The sequence below is a fragment of the Anoxynatronum sibiricum genome (assembly GCF_039414295.1).
Taxonomy (GTDB): Bacteria; Bacillota; Clostridia; order Peptostreptococcales; family Tindalliaceae; genus Anoxynatronum; species Anoxynatronum sibiricum.
Map to the genome: position 1 here is coordinate 14088 of NZ_JBCITM010000006.1, position 18109 is coordinate 32196.

The 18109-nt window shown below is 53.1% G+C and carries 16 protein-coding genes; 5 read left to right on the plus strand and 11 right to left on the minus strand.

Annotated elements, in window-relative coordinates:
- Positions 1-9: 9 nt before the first annotated feature.
- From AAIG11_RS07215 to AAIG11_RS07235, 5 genes are all read right to left on the minus strand, one after another.
- Complete coding sequence (locus AAIG11_RS07215) at positions 10-2154, minus strand: CHAT domain-containing protein (RefSeq protein ID WP_343185568.1); 2145 nt, start codon at positions 2152-2154, stop codon at positions 10-12.
- Positions 2144-2776, minus strand: coding sequence for a hypothetical protein (locus AAIG11_RS07220; protein ID WP_343185569.1), 633 nt, complete (start codon positions 2774-2776; stop codon positions 2144-2146). Before AAIG11_RS07220 ends, AAIG11_RS07215 begins: the two co-directional genes overlap by 11 nt.
- Before the next feature lie 3 nt (positions 2777-2779).
- Positions 2780-3658: a sigma factor gene (locus AAIG11_RS07225; RefSeq protein ID WP_343185570.1), complete on the minus strand. Its 879-nt coding sequence runs from the start codon at positions 3656-3658 to the stop codon at positions 2780-2782.
- A gap of 90 nt (positions 3659-3748) precedes the next feature.
- The gene (locus AAIG11_RS07230) at positions 3749-4327 is read right to left on the minus strand and encodes a GGDEF domain-containing protein (protein ID WP_343185571.1); all 579 of its coding nucleotides are present in this window, start codon (positions 4325-4327) and stop codon (positions 3749-3751) included.
- A 36-nt stretch (positions 4328-4363) separates the two neighbouring features.
- A complete protein-coding gene (locus tag AAIG11_RS07235; RefSeq protein ID WP_343185572.1) occupies positions 4364-4492 on the minus strand; it encodes a hypothetical protein in 129 nt (42 codons plus the stop codon).
- Positions 4493-5119: 627 nt separating this feature from the next.
- Here AAIG11_RS07235 and AAIG11_RS07240 point away from each other — a divergent pair.
- Genes AAIG11_RS07240 through AAIG11_RS07250 form a run of 3 tightly spaced genes read left to right on the plus strand, consistent with a single transcriptional unit; the run spans position 5120 to position 7264 of the window.
- The gene (locus AAIG11_RS07240) at positions 5120-5389 is read left to right on the plus strand and encodes a hypothetical protein (protein WP_343185753.1); all 270 of its coding nucleotides are present in this window, start codon (positions 5120-5122) and stop codon (positions 5387-5389) included.
- A 14-nt stretch (positions 5390-5403) separates the two neighbouring features.
- Complete coding sequence (locus tag AAIG11_RS07245) at positions 5404-5949, plus strand: sigma-70 family RNA polymerase sigma factor (protein WP_343185573.1); 546 nt, start codon at positions 5404-5406, stop codon at positions 5947-5949.
- Positions 5942-7264 (plus strand): hypothetical protein, encoded by a 1323-nt coding sequence (locus AAIG11_RS07250; protein WP_343185574.1) that lies wholly within the window; start codon positions 5942-5944, stop codon positions 7262-7264. Before AAIG11_RS07245 ends, AAIG11_RS07250 begins: the two co-directional genes overlap by 8 nt.
- Positions 7265-7753: 489 nt before the next feature.
- On the opposite strand, the gene AAIG11_RS07255 is transcribed toward AAIG11_RS07250, so the two are convergent.
- From AAIG11_RS07255 to AAIG11_RS07270, 4 genes are all read right to left on the minus strand, one after another.
- The gene (locus AAIG11_RS07255) at positions 7754-8068 is read right to left on the minus strand and encodes a type II toxin-antitoxin system RelE/ParE family toxin (protein ID WP_343185575.1); all 315 of its coding nucleotides are present in this window, start codon (positions 8066-8068) and stop codon (positions 7754-7756) included.
- Positions 8065-8343 (minus strand): type II toxin-antitoxin system Phd/YefM family antitoxin, encoded by a 279-nt coding sequence (locus tag AAIG11_RS07260; RefSeq protein WP_343185576.1) that lies wholly within the window; start codon positions 8341-8343, stop codon positions 8065-8067. Before AAIG11_RS07260 ends, AAIG11_RS07255 begins: the two co-directional genes overlap by 4 nt.
- 82 nt (positions 8344-8425) lie before the next feature.
- Positions 8426-8866, minus strand: a complete 441-nt coding sequence (locus AAIG11_RS07265) for a GyrI-like domain-containing protein (protein WP_343185577.1) — start codon at positions 8864-8866, stop codon at positions 8426-8428.
- 77 nt (positions 8867-8943) lie between these two features.
- Positions 8944-9840 carry a helix-turn-helix transcriptional regulator gene (locus tag AAIG11_RS07270; RefSeq protein ID WP_343185578.1) on the minus strand — a complete coding sequence of 299 codons (897 nt, stop codon included), beginning with the start codon at positions 9838-9840 and terminating at the stop codon, positions 8944-8946.
- 245 nt (positions 9841-10085) lie between these two features.
- Between AAIG11_RS07270 and AAIG11_RS07275 the strand changes: the two genes are divergently transcribed.
- Both AAIG11_RS07275 and AAIG11_RS07280 read left to right on the plus strand, forming a co-directional pair.
- On the plus strand, positions 10086-12290 hold the full coding sequence (locus AAIG11_RS07275; RefSeq protein WP_343185579.1) for a DUF3160 domain-containing protein: 2205 nt from the start codon (positions 10086-10088) through the stop codon (positions 12288-12290).
- Complete coding sequence (locus AAIG11_RS07280) at positions 12287-13897, plus strand: CapA family protein (RefSeq protein WP_343185580.1); 1611 nt, start codon at positions 12287-12289, stop codon at positions 13895-13897. The genes AAIG11_RS07275 and AAIG11_RS07280 overlap by 4 nt, the downstream gene beginning before the upstream one ends.
- Here the strand turns inward: AAIG11_RS07280 and AAIG11_RS07285 are convergent.
- A complete protein-coding gene (locus tag AAIG11_RS07285; RefSeq protein WP_343185581.1) occupies positions 13894-15978 on the minus strand; it encodes a serine/threonine protein kinase in 2085 nt (694 codons plus the stop codon). The genes AAIG11_RS07280 and AAIG11_RS07285 overlap by 4 nt on opposite strands.
- A gap of 208 nt (positions 15979-16186) precedes the next feature.
- A complete protein-coding gene (locus tag AAIG11_RS07290) occupies positions 16187-18103 on the minus strand; it encodes a DUF2207 domain-containing protein (protein ID WP_343185582.1) in 1917 nt (638 codons plus the stop codon).
- Between the last annotated feature and the right edge of the window lie 6 nt (positions 18104-18109).

Genomic DNA, 18109 nt, shown 5'->3' on the forward strand with positions numbered 1-18109 from the left:
AGTTGGCCATCAGTCCATGCCCAGGACCCGGTAAAATCCCCAGGTGCCAGGGATCACCCGGTGGGTATGGGCCTGGCGGCGCTGGTCTTCCAATTGCTGTTTCATGGCTTCTTTCAGGCTGTCTATTGCGCTGCCACCTGCCAGGTAGCCATGGTAAAAGGCGGCGGCTATCTGTTGGGCATGCCTGTCGGTTACCGGCTGCAGGGTGGCCACCACCTGACGGGCACCGGCATGGGAAAAGAGGTTGGCCAGTGAATAAGGGGGCTCTTTCAGGGGTGTTTCTCCCATGGCGGTCTGGCAGCCAGAAAGGAACACCAGCCGGGCTTTCAGGGGGACTGACAGGAAGTGCCGGCTCATGATTTCCCAGATGTGGGTGGCACCTTCTTCTTCTTTGGCCATGAGCATGCCCACGGTGTCCAGGTCTGACAGGGTCCAGACTTCTCCCGGCGGGCGGTGTGCGTAGCGGTTCAGAAAATCTGTCTGGAAGGAAAATCCGTGGCCTGCCCGGTGGACCAGGTCTGCCTGGGAAAGTGCCTGGGTTAAGGCGGCGTCTTCCACCGAGGGGGAAAGTTCTGTCAGCTGGCAGTCTTTCTTGGACAGCTGACTCCTTACCTGGAAGGCTTCCCGGCGAATGGCCTGTGCCGGCGGGTACTTCACATCATGGTGAAGAAGGGGCGCCTGGCTTTGGTCCCACAGGAGAAGGGCCTTCGTCGGCTGTTTCTGGGAGGGGGGTTCTTTCACCAGGTCATGGGGGCTTTCTAAATAGATGGTGGTCTGTGTTTCCAGCACCAGCTGGTGCTGGTGGTTTTCCAGAAGGTCAAAGGGCAGATCCCAGAGAAAATCATCTGGCAGGATAACGAGCTTGTCTGGTTCAGCGCCGGTTTCCTCCCGGTATAACTGGAGGGCGGGGGCCACCAGGTGCTGGTACAGCTCCTTGGCCGTTTCATGGTAAAGGGCTTCTTCTTTGTCCCGCCATGCCTGGATCAGTGTGTCCAGTTGGTCCCGCAGGGTTTCTGCCCTGGGGATTTTCAGCAGCTGGTGATGGCCCTGGGAGGTGAAAAGGCTTAACACCAGGTAAGGGGCCTCTGGTGGCTCCTGCAGGGCGGTTTCATCCAGGGTACGGGGGCGGACCAGGTGGTAATCCATCATCAGGGTGTTGGCGGGCAGGTGGCTTCTCAGGGTCTCTGGCTCCGGTAAAAGCAGGGTGCCACCAGCGGTATGGGTGTGGACCAACCCTTTAAAAACCGCCAGGTGGGACTGGAGCTGGGAAGATGGCCGGCAGCTGTCGGGTGTCTCAGGTTCTTCCCGGCTTCCCGCCCAGCGGGCCAGGATGGTTTCACTGGCTTTCAGGCCGTAAAAGTAGAGGTGGAGCTGGTCTTGTGCCTGAGGGAGGGCGGCCATCAGGTCATAGGCCCGCCGGGCCCCTTCCTGGTAGGTGGCTTCTGCAGAATCCTGATCCCCGACTTTTTCGTAGGCCATGGCCAGGTCCGGGTATTCCATCAGGGACAGGATGCCGTCGAAATAAAGGGTGTGTTTTTTCCCTTCAAGGCTGGTTTTAAGGTGGTGAATGGCTTCCTGCCACTGGTGCTGCAACAGGGCGATGATGCCAAGGTGGTGGTGTAGTGAGGGGTACAGGGGGCGCTGGTGTTCCTGGCTCCAGCGGAGTACCTCTTGGTAGTTTTCCCGGGCTTTTTGGAGGCTGCCTTCTTTCCAGTGACAGGCGGCCCTCAGGAGAAGCTGTTCTTCCATGTCCAACCGACTGGGGTAGGGTGGGTCATACCCATCTGAAAGCACTGCTTCCACCTTGTCCAACAGCTGGTGGGCCTTATCCACCTCTTTTCCCTGCAGGTACAGGCCCGCCAGGTGTCCCATGGCGATCATAGCTTCCGGTCCCTGGGTTTGGCCGGCAATGGCCAGCCCTTCCAGCGCTTTTGTCAGGCACTCTTGGGCCTGGCGGGGCTGGCCGGTGAGCATGTGGGTCTGGCCCAGGGGGAGGTAAAGTTCTGCCTGCTCAAAGGCAAGGCGGGCCGATCCCTGGGTTCTTTTTTCAAGGATGGTTAAGGCTTTTGTCAGGTGGTGGAGTGTCTGGGGGTAATTTTCCTGGCAAAAGGCGTCAAAGCCCCGTTGCCGGTGGTCATTCAGATCATTTTTCATGCCCCGGCTCCTCCAGGTACACCAGGTGGTCCCCCGGGGGCAGGTCTGTTACCTGGGCTTCCCAAGCATGGTCAGGGGGGCTTCCCAGAGGTGTAAAGGTCACAGTGAGTTTGCGGGGTGGTGTTTCGGTGGAAACGGCTTGCAGGTAGACTTCTGGCAGCTCTTCTTCCAGAAACCCTTCCAGTCGGATCCGCAGGATATTGTCATGGGTGGCTATGCTGACGCTGCGGTCCCCGGTTTGGGACACTCCCATGAGTTCGGTGGTGGTATCCCCGGTGTCTTCACCCCGGAGGACCACCGGTGCCAAGTGCAGCTGGGGTGCGCTGTGGTTGCCCCAGTCTTTCAGGGCCTGGCCCATGCTTTTTAACCGCAGGGTGTTTTCATGGACGCTGATGTGGAGGACGCTTAACAGGGAGCGCTGGTGTGTGTTTAGGGTACTGCCCCATTTTTGCAGCAGTGTTTCCAGGCGGTTCAGTGCGTATGCCTGATGCTGGCAGGCTGGACACTGGCCCAGGTGGGTGTAAAAAAGGGCTGCCATGGTTTCTTCCAGGCAGCCCTTTCGTTCCTGTTCCAGCAGGTCTTCCATCTGCTGGACGCTATAACAGTCTTGGGTGGCTGACATAGGTTATTCCCCTTCCCTTTGGATGAGGTCAGTTTGCTTCATCAGATTTTTTTTCAGCCGCCTGGCCACTTTGTAGCTCCAGTCGGTGACGGCTTTTTCCAGCTTGTCTGCCCGGGTGTAGTCGGCCAGACGGGTGTGTTTGCTTGGAGTATGGTGAAGGTTGTGTTCCCTGGCCCATGCGAGAGAAACGGTGTCACCAGCTTTTTGAAACAGGGTTTCAAGGAGGGTGTTCAGGGCAGGCTGCAGAGCCTGAAAACAGGTGCTGACTTCTTCATGGTTCAGATGGCTTTTTTGGCTGTAATGGCCGGCTGCCTGGCGGTGGAGACTGCCCAGGGGGAGGTGGCCCTGCTGTTGGGCGGTTTTGGCCGGGTAGCCGCTGGTCCGCTCACTGGTGTCTTCGCTGCAGTGGATCACCCGGCTGTAGAGAAAGGCCAGTACCTGGTGAGGGTAGCCCCCTTCTGTCATCAGGGTGCGCAGGAGCCGGGTGTACCATTCTTTTACTTCCTCTTCTTCCATTTCGTCCAGGGTGGCGGCTTCTGCGCTGAGTACCTGGAGATGGCAGTGGTCCAGGTTCTTTATTTCCAGGAGGATGGGCTCTTTACTCCGGGTGCGGCGCCAGTAGTTGATGACTTCGTACCGGGCAATGGCCAGGAGGTAGGATGCTTCTGTGCCTTTGGCCGGATCAAACTGTTCCCAGTGCTGCCAAGCTTTGAGCCATACTTCTTGGGAGATGTCTTCTGCCAGCTGGGTGGAAACGGTCCGGGAACGCAAAAAACCGGTGATCATGGATTGATACCGGTTCATTAGTATATCAAATGAAGGGGGTGTCCCCTGTTGTTGGAGGTTGATGGAATGGCTTCTGTCAGCGTCTGCACAAGTCATGATATCGGCTCCTCAAGATGCAAAAGCATACTTGTTGTCTACCATTAGTTATATCAAAATGACTTTTGTCCCGCAAGCCTTTTTCATGGCTTATTCAGTGGGTTCACAGACGCTTTTTCCTGCCCTCTTCTGACGATACATTTCCCGGTCTGCCTGGTGAATCAACTGCCACAAGCAGGGTGGTTCTTCCACCAGACCCGTGGCAAATCCCACACTGACGCTGAATTTTCCCCATTCTTCCGGCTGTTGGTTATACAGGTTTATACGCCTGATCACTCGCTGCCATATTTTAAAGGCTTCTTCTCTTCCCATTCCTGTGAAAAAAAGCAGAAACTCGTCACCTCCATACCGAAAAAACATGTCCTGACTACGAATTTCTTCCTTAACCAGTGTTGCCATGAGGCTGAGGGCTCTGTCTCCCGCCAGGTGTCCATGGGTGTCATTAATGCCTTTTAATCCGTCCAGGTCCATGAAGCATACGGTGACCTGCTGGCCCCCATAAATCCGCTTATTGGTGTGCAGCGGCAAAAAATCATGGAAGGCTTCCCGGTTCATGGCACCTGTCAAGGGGTCTTTGGTTGAGTATCTACCAAAGGTTATTTGCCGTTCGCCCTTTCGTTTACGCCTTTTACGGGGCAGGTTCATTCGCATCCGCTGTTGTCTTTTCATGAAGTTTCCTCTCCTGTCTGCTGGTATTACCTGTTGCTAGACTCCAAAGGTGTCTTTTCCGCCAAAAAGAAAATAAATAACGGCGATGATCAAGAGGCCCAAGAATCCTCCCGGGATGATCATTGCCAGCAGGATTCCCCCTGCGATGGCGATGAGATAGCCCATCACTTCACCTCCTTCCCCTTTCTTTTTTCAAGATATCTCTAATCCCCTGCCAATGCCCATAGAATAAAGAAGATCAACAGTAAAGGCAGACCGATAGGGCCTGCCAGGATCATGGCCAGAATCATGATGACGATGAGTGCGCCCATTTCTATTCCTCCCTCATATTGATGGATTTGGCTTTCTTGGATGGTGATTCTGTTTTCTGCCTGTCCTTTTACCGGATGTGCTTACCTGGTAATACGCAGGGTGTGCCCTGATATCGCGGGGGTTTTTATATTTTTTTCGATGATCTCTTCAAATGCATCCAGCACCTTGTCATGAGGGTATTCACTCTGCGATCTTTCCACTGTGCCATCACCTACTCGTTTCTTTTGCCTTTTTTCCAGACATCTTCTGTTTTACAGTCTCTCTGCTTCACGTTTTCGCCTTTCCGGTTCAATTACTCCTATGGCAACACGGGCTACCTGCACGCTTATAATGAACGCAAAAAAGTACCCAGCTTGGTTGCTGGATGCTCCCGGGTGCTTACCCTCTACCCTGCTCAATAAGTGGTGAACTCATATTACCGTTGACTTAGAACAAACGTTCTTGCATGCTGTAGGTCCGAGGTGAATGTGGTGGATCAATATGCCTAATAACAAAGCTTTGAAACAAAGTCCCAAAGAAGTTTTCTTTCATGTGGATGTGAACAGTACCTACCTATCCTGGGAAGTCGTTGACCGGCTGCAGCATGGAGCCAAAGAAGACCTGCGTGATGTCACTGCGGTGGTGGGTGGGGATGATGCCTGCCAGGAACAGCAGGGCTGTGAAGAACAGTTTGATAATTTTAATTCAGTTTCAGAAATTCATTTTGAAAGTTTAAGAGAAAAACCATACTGCCAACGTAGTACTCAGTGAAAGGAGCTGAGAGGATGACCTTTTCAGAGAATGAGCTCATATCTGAACTAAAAAAGCGGAATCTCAACGCTTATGAAACCCTTATGGCCACCTATACCAAGCCTGTTTATTATGTGATCTACCGTATTCTCAATATCGGCAACAGCAAGGAAGATATCGAAGAATGTGTCTCAGATGTCTTTCTGGATGTCTGGTTGAAAATCGATGAATTTGACAACACAAAAGGCACCTTCAAAACCTGGGTGTTGATCCTTGCCAAGTACAAAGCCCTTACCTACAAGCGCAAGTTGAAGAAGAATCAGGTGGAGCAGATTGATGATTACCAGCTCGAGGAATCTGTTGCCACTGAAAGCCAGGTGATCGACAGAGAAACCCAGCAAAAGCTGTTGGCTACCATTGAAAGCTTTAATGACATCGACCGGGAGCTGTTTATTCGGCGCTATTACTTCAACGAGAAAATCGAAGACATGATGCGCATTTTCGGATTAAGCCGCTCAGCGGTTGACAACAGGCTCTTAAGAGGCAGAAAAGTGATCAAGGAGGCTTTGTTCCATGACTGAAAAACAATTACAGGCGTTCATGCAACAGCTTGATAATGATCTATTGGATGAAGAGCTTCACCCTTCCATGAGTGACCTGGAGATCGATGTTGACGCGATCCGCCAAAAAACCTTTGCCAAATTGAATAAGGAGCGATTAAAAATGAAACGCAAAAGACTTTATCCTCTACTGGCAGCATCATTAGTGGCTGTTGTATGTGTCAGCAGCGTGTATGCTTCCGATATTTCAGATTTTGTTAAATCATTCTTTCCTCAAAAAGCCATCTATTCAACCATTGTGGCAGGCGAAGCCTTCTACCTTGAAACACCGCTGCCCCTGGATGGATCAAACAAGCTGGAAACCGTGATGTTCACGGAGACTAGTCTGGAGATGACGCTAACCTTCCCATTGGCCGAAGACAAGCTGCCAGAGATCACCATTGTCACTGAGGAAGGTCATCACTACAAGCCGGGCGGCTATGGTTACGAAGGTGACCACCTGCTCCTCAGCTTCTGGAATGAGACCGATGAAAACTATCTTTTCGCCCCCACCAATGCCTTTGAAATGATCATTGAAGAGAACAGCTATGCTGTCCGGTTAACCGAAAGCACCTCTGTGGTGAATAACGGGGAAATCAAAGCTGCCGAAAATACCCCCATCGACTGGATCAGAGTAGGCTATCAGAAAACAACTGATGGCGTCCATCTCTTAACCAACTTCGACGACCCTGAACTGAGATTGGTGAACATCGGGGAACCAGAGTATCAAGACGTGACGCAGATGTTTATCAATGAAAGTGAAACCAGCATTATCGGTTCCAGTACTTCTCCCATGGTTAAACCGCTGCTGGGTTATGACGATGAAAACAACGTCTATCCCTATTCAATGGTGGAAAATGCTGTCGGCAGGCCCATCACCCAGTTCCAGGCGCAAGTTCCAGAGGGCAAAAGAATTCAGCTGAAGATTCCCAGCCTTATTGTTGGCTACCAAAAGAGCTTTGACAGCTTTGATGTGACCATTCCTGAAATGAATGAAGGCATCATTCTCGACCATGAAATAGACCTGCAGCTGCAAAAGATGGTTCTGCAACACATCAAAAGAACCTCCTCAACAACAGCCGAATTAACATTCGCTGTCAATACAGGTGGCTCCAATGGCGTTACTGTTCGTGATGTGGATTTTTACAGCAAAGATGTTGACAGCGGCGAAAGTGTGTGGAAGGGCAACACCTGCACCATGACCATCACCTTTGAAGAAGACATGGCAAGTGCTTCATTCGATGTTAACTGGCCAAACTTTGAAGTAAAAGGCGACTGGACGCTGATGATTGAATAAACTGCTGTGATGATCAGGCTTGCTGCATGTTGTTACTGATGCTACACCTGCATAATAGATGATGATTGATAAGGATGACCCTGGGGATGCCTTCCCCAGGGTTTTTGATCATTCGAGAGATAGTATACTATTCCGTTAGATCCAGCACCGACATTAGTTTAATCCTTTTGATCAGCAGACATTTTCATGGTTCTCCTGTATAAGGGGCTCATTCCAAGCATTTCCCCGCATCCCTCATGGGCATAAAAGCAACAACCGCCCCCTATTTCTTCCTTCCCTTCTCCAGTTCCAGAAGTAGTCCGTTTCTTTGATCACGGATGATCAGGGGATGCCTCCTTTTTCCCTGATGAGTTCAAAGGCTTTTTCCCGGGGCTATGTTTACATTGTTTATCATATTGTATTGAGACAGAGGGCACCTGGCAAAGCTTTGGGGATAAAGCACCTAAAAAAGCACCCAGCTTGCCCGCTGGATGCTCTTGAGTGGTTATCTTATTCAATGAGTCGCCGGTATTCTTGTCTTCCATCCACCACTGCGTAGACGATGACTTTTTTCTCTTCATGGTTCACCTTGTAAAAGGCCAGGTGCTTATCCATGATCACCACCCTGTATCCCTGCTTTTTCAGGATGGAATACCGTGGTACATGTCCTGATTCCGCCAGGTCTTCTAATCTTTCAATGGCTTTTTCCATTTTATCCAGGTATGCCAGTACAACCATCACATCACCTGATTCATCTGCAATGTAATGGATCATGGAGCGGATCTGGTCTTCTGCCTTATCAGTCTTCAGGATCTGGTATTTCATTTGTTTTCCCTTTCCTGCAAAGACTTTCTCAGATCTTCAAAAGTTTTTTTAATAGGCCCAACTCTTCCGTTAGCCACATCATCTTCTGCGTCAGCCAGGGTTCTGAGAAGCTCCAGCTCTGCTTTCATCTGATAATAATCCTGCAGCCCCAGCACCGCAGTGTCTCCCCGGCCATTGACGGTAATGATCACCGGCTCTCTGTTCTCTTTACAATACTTGGAAATCTCGCTGTACCGGTTCCTCAGATCTGAAGATGGTCTTATGGAAGGTTCCATCACCATCACCCCTTTCAGTATATAGTCATATTATATCGTGATTCGACTATACACATCACGTATTATCGCAGGGCATTTCTCTTTACTTCAGGGCAATGTAAATATCAATGTCGGCCTCTTCCCAGTCACTGTTCAGATACTCTTCAAAATCTCCGGTGAAGCTTCTGTCCAAATCCATTTTCCAGATTTCTCCCCAGGCTTCTGCCACGGCAGTGACCATGTGACCATGCACCGAAAATTTGGCGTATTTGCCTGCGGGAATGGTCTTCACCGTCAGCTCATCATTCTCGGCCTTTGACACTTCATTGCCCGCGGTAACGCAGTATTGGTCTTCGGTGTAGTCTGAGTAAAGGCCGATGGCGTAATCGTTGACTTTGTTTTTGATGGTGGCATTCACACCGCCCTGGTACAGCTTTTCCCAGAGTCCGCCGATCATTTCAGCCATTTGGGGATCGTTGTTGCCGGCAACGCCGCTCACTCCCACCACGGTTTTTTCTGCCAATGTGACGATTTCATAGTTCATTTTCAATAACCTCCCTGTACTTGATAAGGTCATTATATCGTCCCTAATAAGACAGCTGTATGTCATATTAAAAAAGGTTATTCATACTTTTTCAACATTTTTTCAAGCTCTTGTTTCATTGAGGCCCGCACATCCGCCGGTTCCAGAATTTCGCAGTGGCTGCCGAAGGTGGTGATGTAGTGGTACAGCCACGGCCCTCTGGGGTACTTGATTTCGGCAATGAAGCTGCCGTCTGCCAGCTGCTGATAGCTGTCAAACTCATCGTACACCCGAAAGGCCATGGCTGAGGAAATCTTCAACTTCAGCTGCACAAAGGTTTCCTGAAACCGGGTTTCCTGGGAGAAGATCTGTTTGGGCGACGGACGCTGAAAGGTTTCGTCTTTTACCTGCAGCTCCTGGATACGCCTTAATTTAAAGAAGCGGAAATCAGCCTGAGACAGGCAGTACCCGTACACATACCAGGCCCCGCTCTTGAAACAGAGTTTTAAGGGTTCGGCTTTTCGCCTGGTGGTTTGTCCCTTGGCACTGTTGTAGGAAAAGGCAATGACCCGCTTGCCCAAGATGGCGGCCTTGAGAATGTTGAAGGTTTCAATTTCTGTCTCCCCATTTGCCCAGGAAGAAAAGTCGATTTCGATCCAGTCGGTATCTGAATCGCCAAACAAACTGCTGAGTTTTCCCAGAGCTGTGTCGGTTTTCCCCTGGTTCACAGCGCTCATCGCCTTCAGAGAAGCCATGATTTCTTCTTTTTCTTCATCGGTGATCATGGCTTTGTTCAGCACAAATTCAGGCAGCAGGGAAATGCCCCCGCCCCGGCCTTTACTCATGTAAACGGGAATACCTGCCGCTGAGAGGGTTTCGATATCCCTGAAAATGGTTCTTGTAGATACTTCAAACCGTTCCGCCAACTCTTTGGAGGTGACGGTTTTTTTATCCAGCAACAGATAGATGATTTCAAACAGGCGATTGATCTGCATGTACCCACCCCCTGTCAGTATACCCCGATGAACAGCCTGCCACAAGCCGATTCTTTTCAGAGGAAGTTCTCAAGTCTCTGAACTGTAGCACCATGAAACATCCATCACCACCCAACAGCAGCCTGTGAAACCGGCTGCAATCCTTTGAAGCTGTCAGTAACCCTGTGAAACATGGTGGATTCTTTTTCGTCTTTGTTGATAGAATGAAAGTGATTCACCACCATTCCTGTGAGGAGATGTTTTGGATGAAAAAAAGTGTTCTGTCACTGATTGCTGGCATCCTTTGTCTGGCGTTACTGTTCTCTACACTGACGGCCTGCGGAAGAAACCCGGACCCGGGAGAAGATAATCCCCCGCCGCCGGAAGAAAGCACTGCCCCCGGGGATGAAGCCTCGCCCCCTGCACCTGTTTCACCGCCCCTGGCGGTGGCCGCTTCCTTTGCTTCTTATCAGGAGGTTCCAACGGCCTACACCCCACAAGTACCCGCTTATACCGTGGCGCCGGACCTGTCCAACATCACCAATCTCAGCGATTTTGAGTTTTCCCCCGCCGCCATGCGGCTGCTGGCAGAAAACGGCTTTGTGGTGGTGCCCAACGACTATTATCAGGAGTTTTTTGTGGTGTACGAAACGAATCTGTATGAGCCGCTGCCCAGCTTTATCACCACCGATTCCATGCTTCACAACTATCATCTGTTTTTCAGTCATTTGCTGCGGGTAACGGAGCGGGAACACCTGGTGCCAGAGCTGAAAGCCCTGACAACAGCCATGATGACGGCCACAGAATCTCAGGCTGCCGCCCTGGAAGGCACCGACTGGCACAATGCCGCCCTGCGAAACCTGGCCTTCTTGGCGGTGGCAGGAAGACTGCTGGACCCGGCCATGCCGGTACCTGAAGCAGTGCAGCCGGTGGTGGCGGAGGAGCTGGCCCTCATTGCCGCCCATGAAGGCATCACCATTTCGCCGATGATGAACCTGGGACAGCAGCAGTCTGAGCTGGATGCCCTGCAGGAAGATTATTCCCAGTACATTCCCCGGGGCCACTACGCCACTGATGATGCATTGAAATCCTATTTTCAGACCATGATGTGGTATGGCCGCATGACCTTTCGCCTGAAAAACGAGGATGAAACCCGCTCGGCCCTGCTCCTTACCCTGGCCCTTTCAGAGGAAGACAAGCTGACCCGCTGGGACCGGATTTACCAGCCCACCAGCTTCTTTGTGGGAGACAGTGACGATCCCAATGTGATTCAGTTTCAGGAACTGATGTACCGGATTTACGGCAACCAGGTGACGGCGGCCCAGCTTCCCGGTGATGCCGCCAAGTGGGAAGCCTTTCGAAAGGAAGCTGCCCAGCTGCAGCCGCCCCAAATCAATTCCATTCCCATTTTTGATGAAAGCCTTCACCCGGACCGGGAGGCTGAAATCACTGGCTTCCGTTTTATGGGCCAGCGTTTCACCCTGGATGCCGCCGTTTTTCAGCGGCTGATTTACCGGGAAGTGGGGGAAAACAGCCAGGGACAGCGGCGGATGCTTCCCAAAGCCCTGGATATTCCCGCCGCCCTGGGTTCCCAGGAGGCTTACCAGTTGCTGGAGGCCGCCGGGGAGACAGATTATGACGGGTATGTAGAAAACATGACCAAGCTGCAGACTCATTTTGATAATGTGCCACCCCAGTTCTGGAGCGGCACCCTGTACCAGGGATGGCTCTATACCCTGGATGCCCTGCTCACCACCCCAGGGGAAGGATACCCCTCCTTTATGCAAAACCAGGCCTGGACCCGGAAAAACCTGAACACCTTTCTGGCCAGCTGGACGGAGCTGAAGCATGACACGGTGCTTTATGCCAAGCAGGTGTATGCCCAGATGGGGGGCGGCATGGAGAACGAAGACGACCGGGGCTATGTGGAGCCTAACCCGGAGCTGTACGCCCGCCTGGCTTCTCTGGTGAGCATGACCCGGGAGGGTTTGGACCAGCGGGGCCTGTTGAGTCAGCAGGATGAAGAGAGCCTGGAACGTCTGGAGACATTGGCCCTTTCACTGAAAACCATGTCGGAAAAGCTGCTGGAAAACCAGCTGCTCACTGATGAGGAGTATGATCTCATTCGTTCCTATGGCGGCCAGTTGGAGCATTTCTGGCTGGAAGCCCTGCGGGATGAAGGGGTGGATCACCGTTCGGCCCTTTCTGAAAACCCTGCCGCTTTGGTGACTGATGTGGCCACCGATCCCGGCGGCCAGGTGCTGACAGAGGCCACGGGAACCATTTTTGAAATCTATGTGGTGGTACCGGTGGATGGCAACCTGCGGGTGGCCCGGGGGGGCGTATTCTCCCATTATGAGTTCCCCTGGCCCCTCAACGACCGCCTCACCAATGAAAAATGGCGGCACATGGTGGAAACCGGCGACACCCCTCCCCTGGCTCCCTGGACAGAAAGCTATGTAGCCCCATGAAACCCCTCAACACAGGGAAAGGCCCCCTCACCCCGGCGGGCTTAAAAACCCTGACACTGTTACTGCCGCTGTTGCTGGTGCTGTTATTAGTGCTGCCAGGTGAACGGGACCCAGATGCCGGAAAAACCACGGACAAAGATACTGACCAGGTATTGAGTGGCGTTGCGGTTGAAAGCTTTGAAGCCTTTAAGGCCCAGCGGATGGCTTTGCCTGAAACAGGGCCGCCCATCACCCTGGTGGCAGTGGGGGATGTGATGTTATCCCGCTATGTGGCCCGAATGGCCCGGGAACAAAATGACCCAGGCTACCCTCTGGCTCAGGTGAAGTGGCTGTTGCAAAGCAGTGACATCACCCTGGGAAATCTGGAAAATCCCCTGACACCGGGACGGGAAATCAAGGTGCCTGAAATGGTGCTGCGGGCTGACCCTGAGATGGCCCCTGCCCTGAAGGAGGCCGGTTTTACGGTGATGTCTCTGGCCAACAACCATGTGCCGGATTTCGGTCATCAGGGAGTGTTGGACACCATGCACCATCTGACAGCCGCTGGCATCACCTCCATGGGAGCGGGGGACAACGAGGCAACTGCCTATGCCCCCGGTTTTGTGACCGTTGAAGGAACCACTTTTGCCTTTCTGGGGTTTTGCAGTGAGGTCTTTCTGCCCCCGGGTTATGGGGCGGCAGACCATCCCGGGGTGGCTCTGATTCAGCAGGAAAAAATGGCGGCTGCCATTGCTGACGCCGCCGAAAAAGCTGATTTTGTGGTGGTTGCCCTTCATGCGGGCACCGAGTATGCCCCTGCCCCCGACGCCACCCAGGTGCAGGCTGCCCGCCAGGCGGTTGATGCGGGGGCCGACCTGGTCATCGGCTCCCACCCCCACGTGATTCAGCCCCACGAAGTGTACCGGGGGAAACTGATTTATTACAGCCTGGGTAATTTCGTTTTTGACCAGCTGTGGTCGGAAGAAACCCGGCGGGGGCTGGCGGTGCGGTTCACCATTCAAAATAACCAGGTGCTCCAGACAGAGCACTGGGAGGTCACCATGGACGATGAAGCCAGGCCCCAGGTGCAGGCGGCCTGGCTGGCGGGGGACCCCCTGCCGCCCCAGCGGCTTTTTCGGGAAGAGCAGCTTGATTTGAATGCCGATGGCCACCAGGAAACCTACACCCTGCGGGATGGCCGTCTCACCGTCACCGATGCCCACCAAGCTCTTCTGTGGCAGTCACCGGAAGACTGGTGGATTGATGATTTCTACACTGGTGACATTACCAACGACGGCCGGCAGAACCTGTGCCTGTCTGTGTGGCGGGAAGGCAGCTATGGCCCTTACCAGCCCTTTTGGGTGGAAGCCAATGATTCTCTGGTGCGCAACCATCTGTTCATTTACCAGATGGAACTCGCCGGAGAGCACCCTTCGGCAAAACCTTCCCTGAAGGCTGTCTGGCAGTCCTCTCATCTGGCCCGCCCCAATCACCGGGCTTTCATCGCCCAAGTTGACAGTGACGGCCTGAACCATCTGGTGGTGGTGCAGGGAGATTATGAAGACCCGCAGGCAGGTGAAATTGCCTTTTGGAAATGGAACGGCTGGGGGTTTTCCCCCAGCCGTTAATAAATCACCCAGCCATGAACTTCCTGACCATTTTCATCCACCAGCTGCAACTGCAGCCACAGGTTGTAATCGGCATCTGCCTCATAATCGGTGACATAAATCTCACCGTCGCTGGTGATTTCCCCCATGTAAATACCTTCAAAGGGATCAGACCAGACAGGGGTTCCAAAGGGAATATAGACATCGGTTAACCACAGCTGGTAGCCCAAGTCATACAGCGCCTGCAGGGTTTCGTCATACTCATGGTCACCTTCAAAATCGCCGTCAACACCTTCGGAAAATTCGGTAACGGTGATGAGATCCACCAGGGGGCCGGTAAACCCTTCGAACATGACATAATGGTCTTTGATCTGGTAGCTCATGAGATGAGACTGATTGGAGGCTCCAATTTCATCCCATTCCGGTTCACCGTAAACCTGACGCACCTCATCAAATGCCGCCTGGGAAGAAATCCCCGGCAGCTGGCGAAAGCCCAGGAAAATCACTTCCCGTTCAGCACTGTACTCATTGATCATGGCATAAAAATCATTGTATTCGTAGAAGGTGCCCCCTTCCCAGTAGAAGGTGCTGGCGGGCTGCCCGTGGCGCTGGAAGAGTTCCGCCTCGCTGATGCCCAGCAGGTCCAGGCGCCCTGTCTGGTTCAGGGCCCTGTAAAGATCCACGGGCACCATCGCTTCCTGCACCACTTCTTCCTGGGCAGGTTCCAGACCGGCAGCTTCTGTTTCTTCAGTCACTTCCGCCGGTGCTTCCGTTTGGGACACTGGGATTGACTGTGCTGGATCTGTACCACCATTGCCTTTGCCGCCTCCCAGGTTCATGCCCACCACCAGGGCAATGACCACTGCGGCAACCACTACCCCAATGCCCAGCAGCAGCTTTCCAGTACCAGGTTTGGAAGCCTGCCCGACAGACTGCCCCAGGGAAGGGGGTCCCTGATCAGAAGAGGATTCCTTTGGCAATTTCACCGGTGGAGGAAAAGAAGGTGCAGTGGCTGGCAGGGATGCTGGTGATGCCGAGGCCGAATAGGGTGCATCCTGCGGTGAAAGCGGTGAAACAGGTGAGCTTAAGGATGATGACTGGAGCGATTCCGGTGGTAAAGGCGGCGACTGAAAGGGGGGCGCAGGGACTGCTTCCTCTGAAGCCATGATCCCTGTGGCCAGCGCTTCCTGAAAAGCTTCCGCCGTCTGAAACCGGTCTTTTCCCATAACTGCCATGGCCTTCAGCAGTGCTGCCTCGGTACCCTGGGAAATGGCCACTCCCATGACTGAAGGTGGAATCAGTTCATCTTCTGCCAGTCTGTCCAGTGATTCCGGGGGCATCTGGCCGGTGATGGCCCGGTACATGGTGGCTCCCAGGGCATAGAGATCTGTCCAGGGGCCCTGGTGGCCTTTTGACCGGTATTGTTCTTCGGGGGTGAAGCCGGGCTTCATGATGATGGACATGCTGCGCCCTTTATCCTTCACTGCCTGACGGGCGGCTCCAAAGTCAATGAGCACGATTTGCCCCTTGGCTGTCATGAAAATATTGTCGGGGCTGATGTCCCGGTGAAGAATGCCGGCCCCATGAACTTCTTTCAGGGCTTCCAGCACGGGCATCATGATCATCACTGCCTGATCTGGCGGGATACGGTCTCCCTGCTCCTTCACATAGTCTTTCAAGGTGATACCTTCAATGTAGCTCATGACAAAGTATGCAGTTTCATTGGCTTTGAAAAAGTCCCGCACCGATACAATGTTGGGATGCCCTTCAAAACGGGCCAGGGTTTTGGCTTCCTGAAGAAACCGTTCCAGCCCGTCGTGGTAATGAAGCCCCAGGCTTTCAGTGTGGACGCTGACCTCCTGGCGGCCATGACTTCGGGAAGCCAGGTCTTGGGGAAGGTATTCCTTGATGGCCAGCTTCACATCCAGCATTAAATCCCGGGCCAGATAGGTGATGCCAAACCCGCCCTGACCCAGGGCCCTGCCCACCAGGTATTTTCCCTGCAACATGGTGCCCGGCGGCAAATGCATCTGTGAAAGAGGCCCCGCACCGTGCTCCCATCCGCATACGGGACAGATGATCTCTTCGTCCCGATCCCTCATGCATCCTCTACATACATACTCCTCATTTGTCATGCCTCATCGCCTTCTTTCATTCCCAAATTCAACTGTTCACTGTGATGATACCATACTTTCAGGCATGGCAATCAACCTTTATGCAAAGCTGTCATCACAGAAACGGCTGAGGGTTTTCCCCCAGCCGTTAAAGATCATCATGTGTCCAGAGACTGATGATTTTTCTTATGAAGGCTTACCGGAAGCCGCCGCCTCCGCCACCGCCTCCGCCGCCACCACCGCCGGAGAACCCGCCTCCACCGCCGCTGCCGCTGGAGCTGCTGGAGGACTTCACTGCATCTCTGATGGAAGTGCTGAAGCTGCTTTCAGCTGCCTGAACAAACTGGTTCATCTGCTGATACTGGAGCATGCCGGTGCCCATGTACCAGGTGGCCCCAAAGTGATAGCCGTTCTGCTCCATGTTGGGAAAGACCATTTGAAGCTGTTTCATCACTTCCTTGGCCACCCCCAGGGGAATGGCATACACCAGGTAGTGTTCCCAGATCACCAGGGCAGGAATCTCCCGCTGGTCCATGAGGGAAAAGTCTGTCAGAAACTTGCGAAAAGCCTTCCACCGGTGGTAATCTTCCAGGCCCCGTTTTGAAAAGCGCTGCATGGAGGCCAGCAAAATAAAGGCAATGACCCCACTGAGAATGGCGGTGAATCCCAGGAAGAAAAGCTCAAACCGGGCCATCACTGCAATACCGGCGGCCACCAGAACCACCCCTGCGACCACCTGCAGGGCATACCAGCCCAAAGTGGGATCTTCAAAAAACTGGTGCTTTGCCGCTTCATTGCCCACTTTTTGGCAATATTCATGATATCCGGCATAAAAAATCTGTCCGGTTTTTTTCTTTTTGGTGAAGGCTTCAATCTGCCCCAGGCTTACCCGGGCGCCTTCGGTGGTTTCAGAAACTCCGCCCACCTCTTTAAACAGCAGGTTCATCAACACCTTCTCCGAACCCTTCAGTTCTTTAAGCTTGTCTCCCCGGCTCACCAGGTAGTAGTCTTTATCCCGGCCCCGTTTGAAGATGAGTCCCTTCTTTTCGGGGGTGAACTCTTCGATGATCAAGTACCCCCTGCGGGCCAGGTCCATAATGGTGGCCATCACGATGAGGGGTTTATCCTGATTTTTGTGCCAGAGCCTGCTGAGCACTGCGGGGTTGTAGTCTGCCGGCAGTTCCCGGTAATAATCGCCCACAAACTCCAGGGAATGGGCCTTGATGAACCGGCGTCTTCTGAAAAGCAGGCCTGCCACTGAAAGGATCAGCAGTGCTGGTGCCAGATACTTCTCGGAACGGTACAGCTGTCGCTGCCAGTTGGCCTGCCGGGCCCACTGGCCCTCTTCTTTCAGAATGGATTCCAGTGCCTGCCGCCCGGTGAAGTCGGTTCCCTGAGGAACCACATGAAGTGGGAAAGTGACGCGGCCCTCCAGCATGGTGTTGGCCGGCAGAGGTGCCACCCGCCAGCTGATCTGGCTGCCGCTGAGAATATCCACCTGGCCGTGAAGAGGGCCATGCCCCCAGGCTCTGATGTCTTCGACAGTGGCTCCCGGGGGCAGTGTCAGGTTCACCTGCACCTGGCCAAAAGGATGGTCCCACTCATCTCCCACGAACTGATAGTAGAGCTCTGCCACATCCTGATGCACCTGAACAGCATGGTTGATCTGGTAGCGGAAGGTATACTGGCGGCTGGTATTGTAGGCATCAATGGACCAGTCCACCAGAATCCTGTCACTGCCCTCCCATTTGAAGAAGTAGGTGCCTGTGGGCCCGTAGCTGGTGCCGGGGTTCCATTCAAAGGCATGCCCGTCTTCTTCCACCCGGATATTTTCAATCTCCATCCTGTTTTTCAGGTACAAATAGCGAAACATGCCATTGAACTGGCCTGAAAATGACACGTCATAGGTCTCGGCCACGGTCATGGAGCCATCGGGATTCACTTGGGCGTCCACCGTCAGACTGTTTATTTCAGCTGTTCGGGCATACGCCGGCATGATCGTCAGCATCAATGCTGCCACGACGATCATCAACACCCGAAATCCTTGTATGTGCTTTCTGTCTTTCCTGCTGCACTTCTTTTGGTGAAGGCTTTCACCGTGACGCTCCATCATTCATCC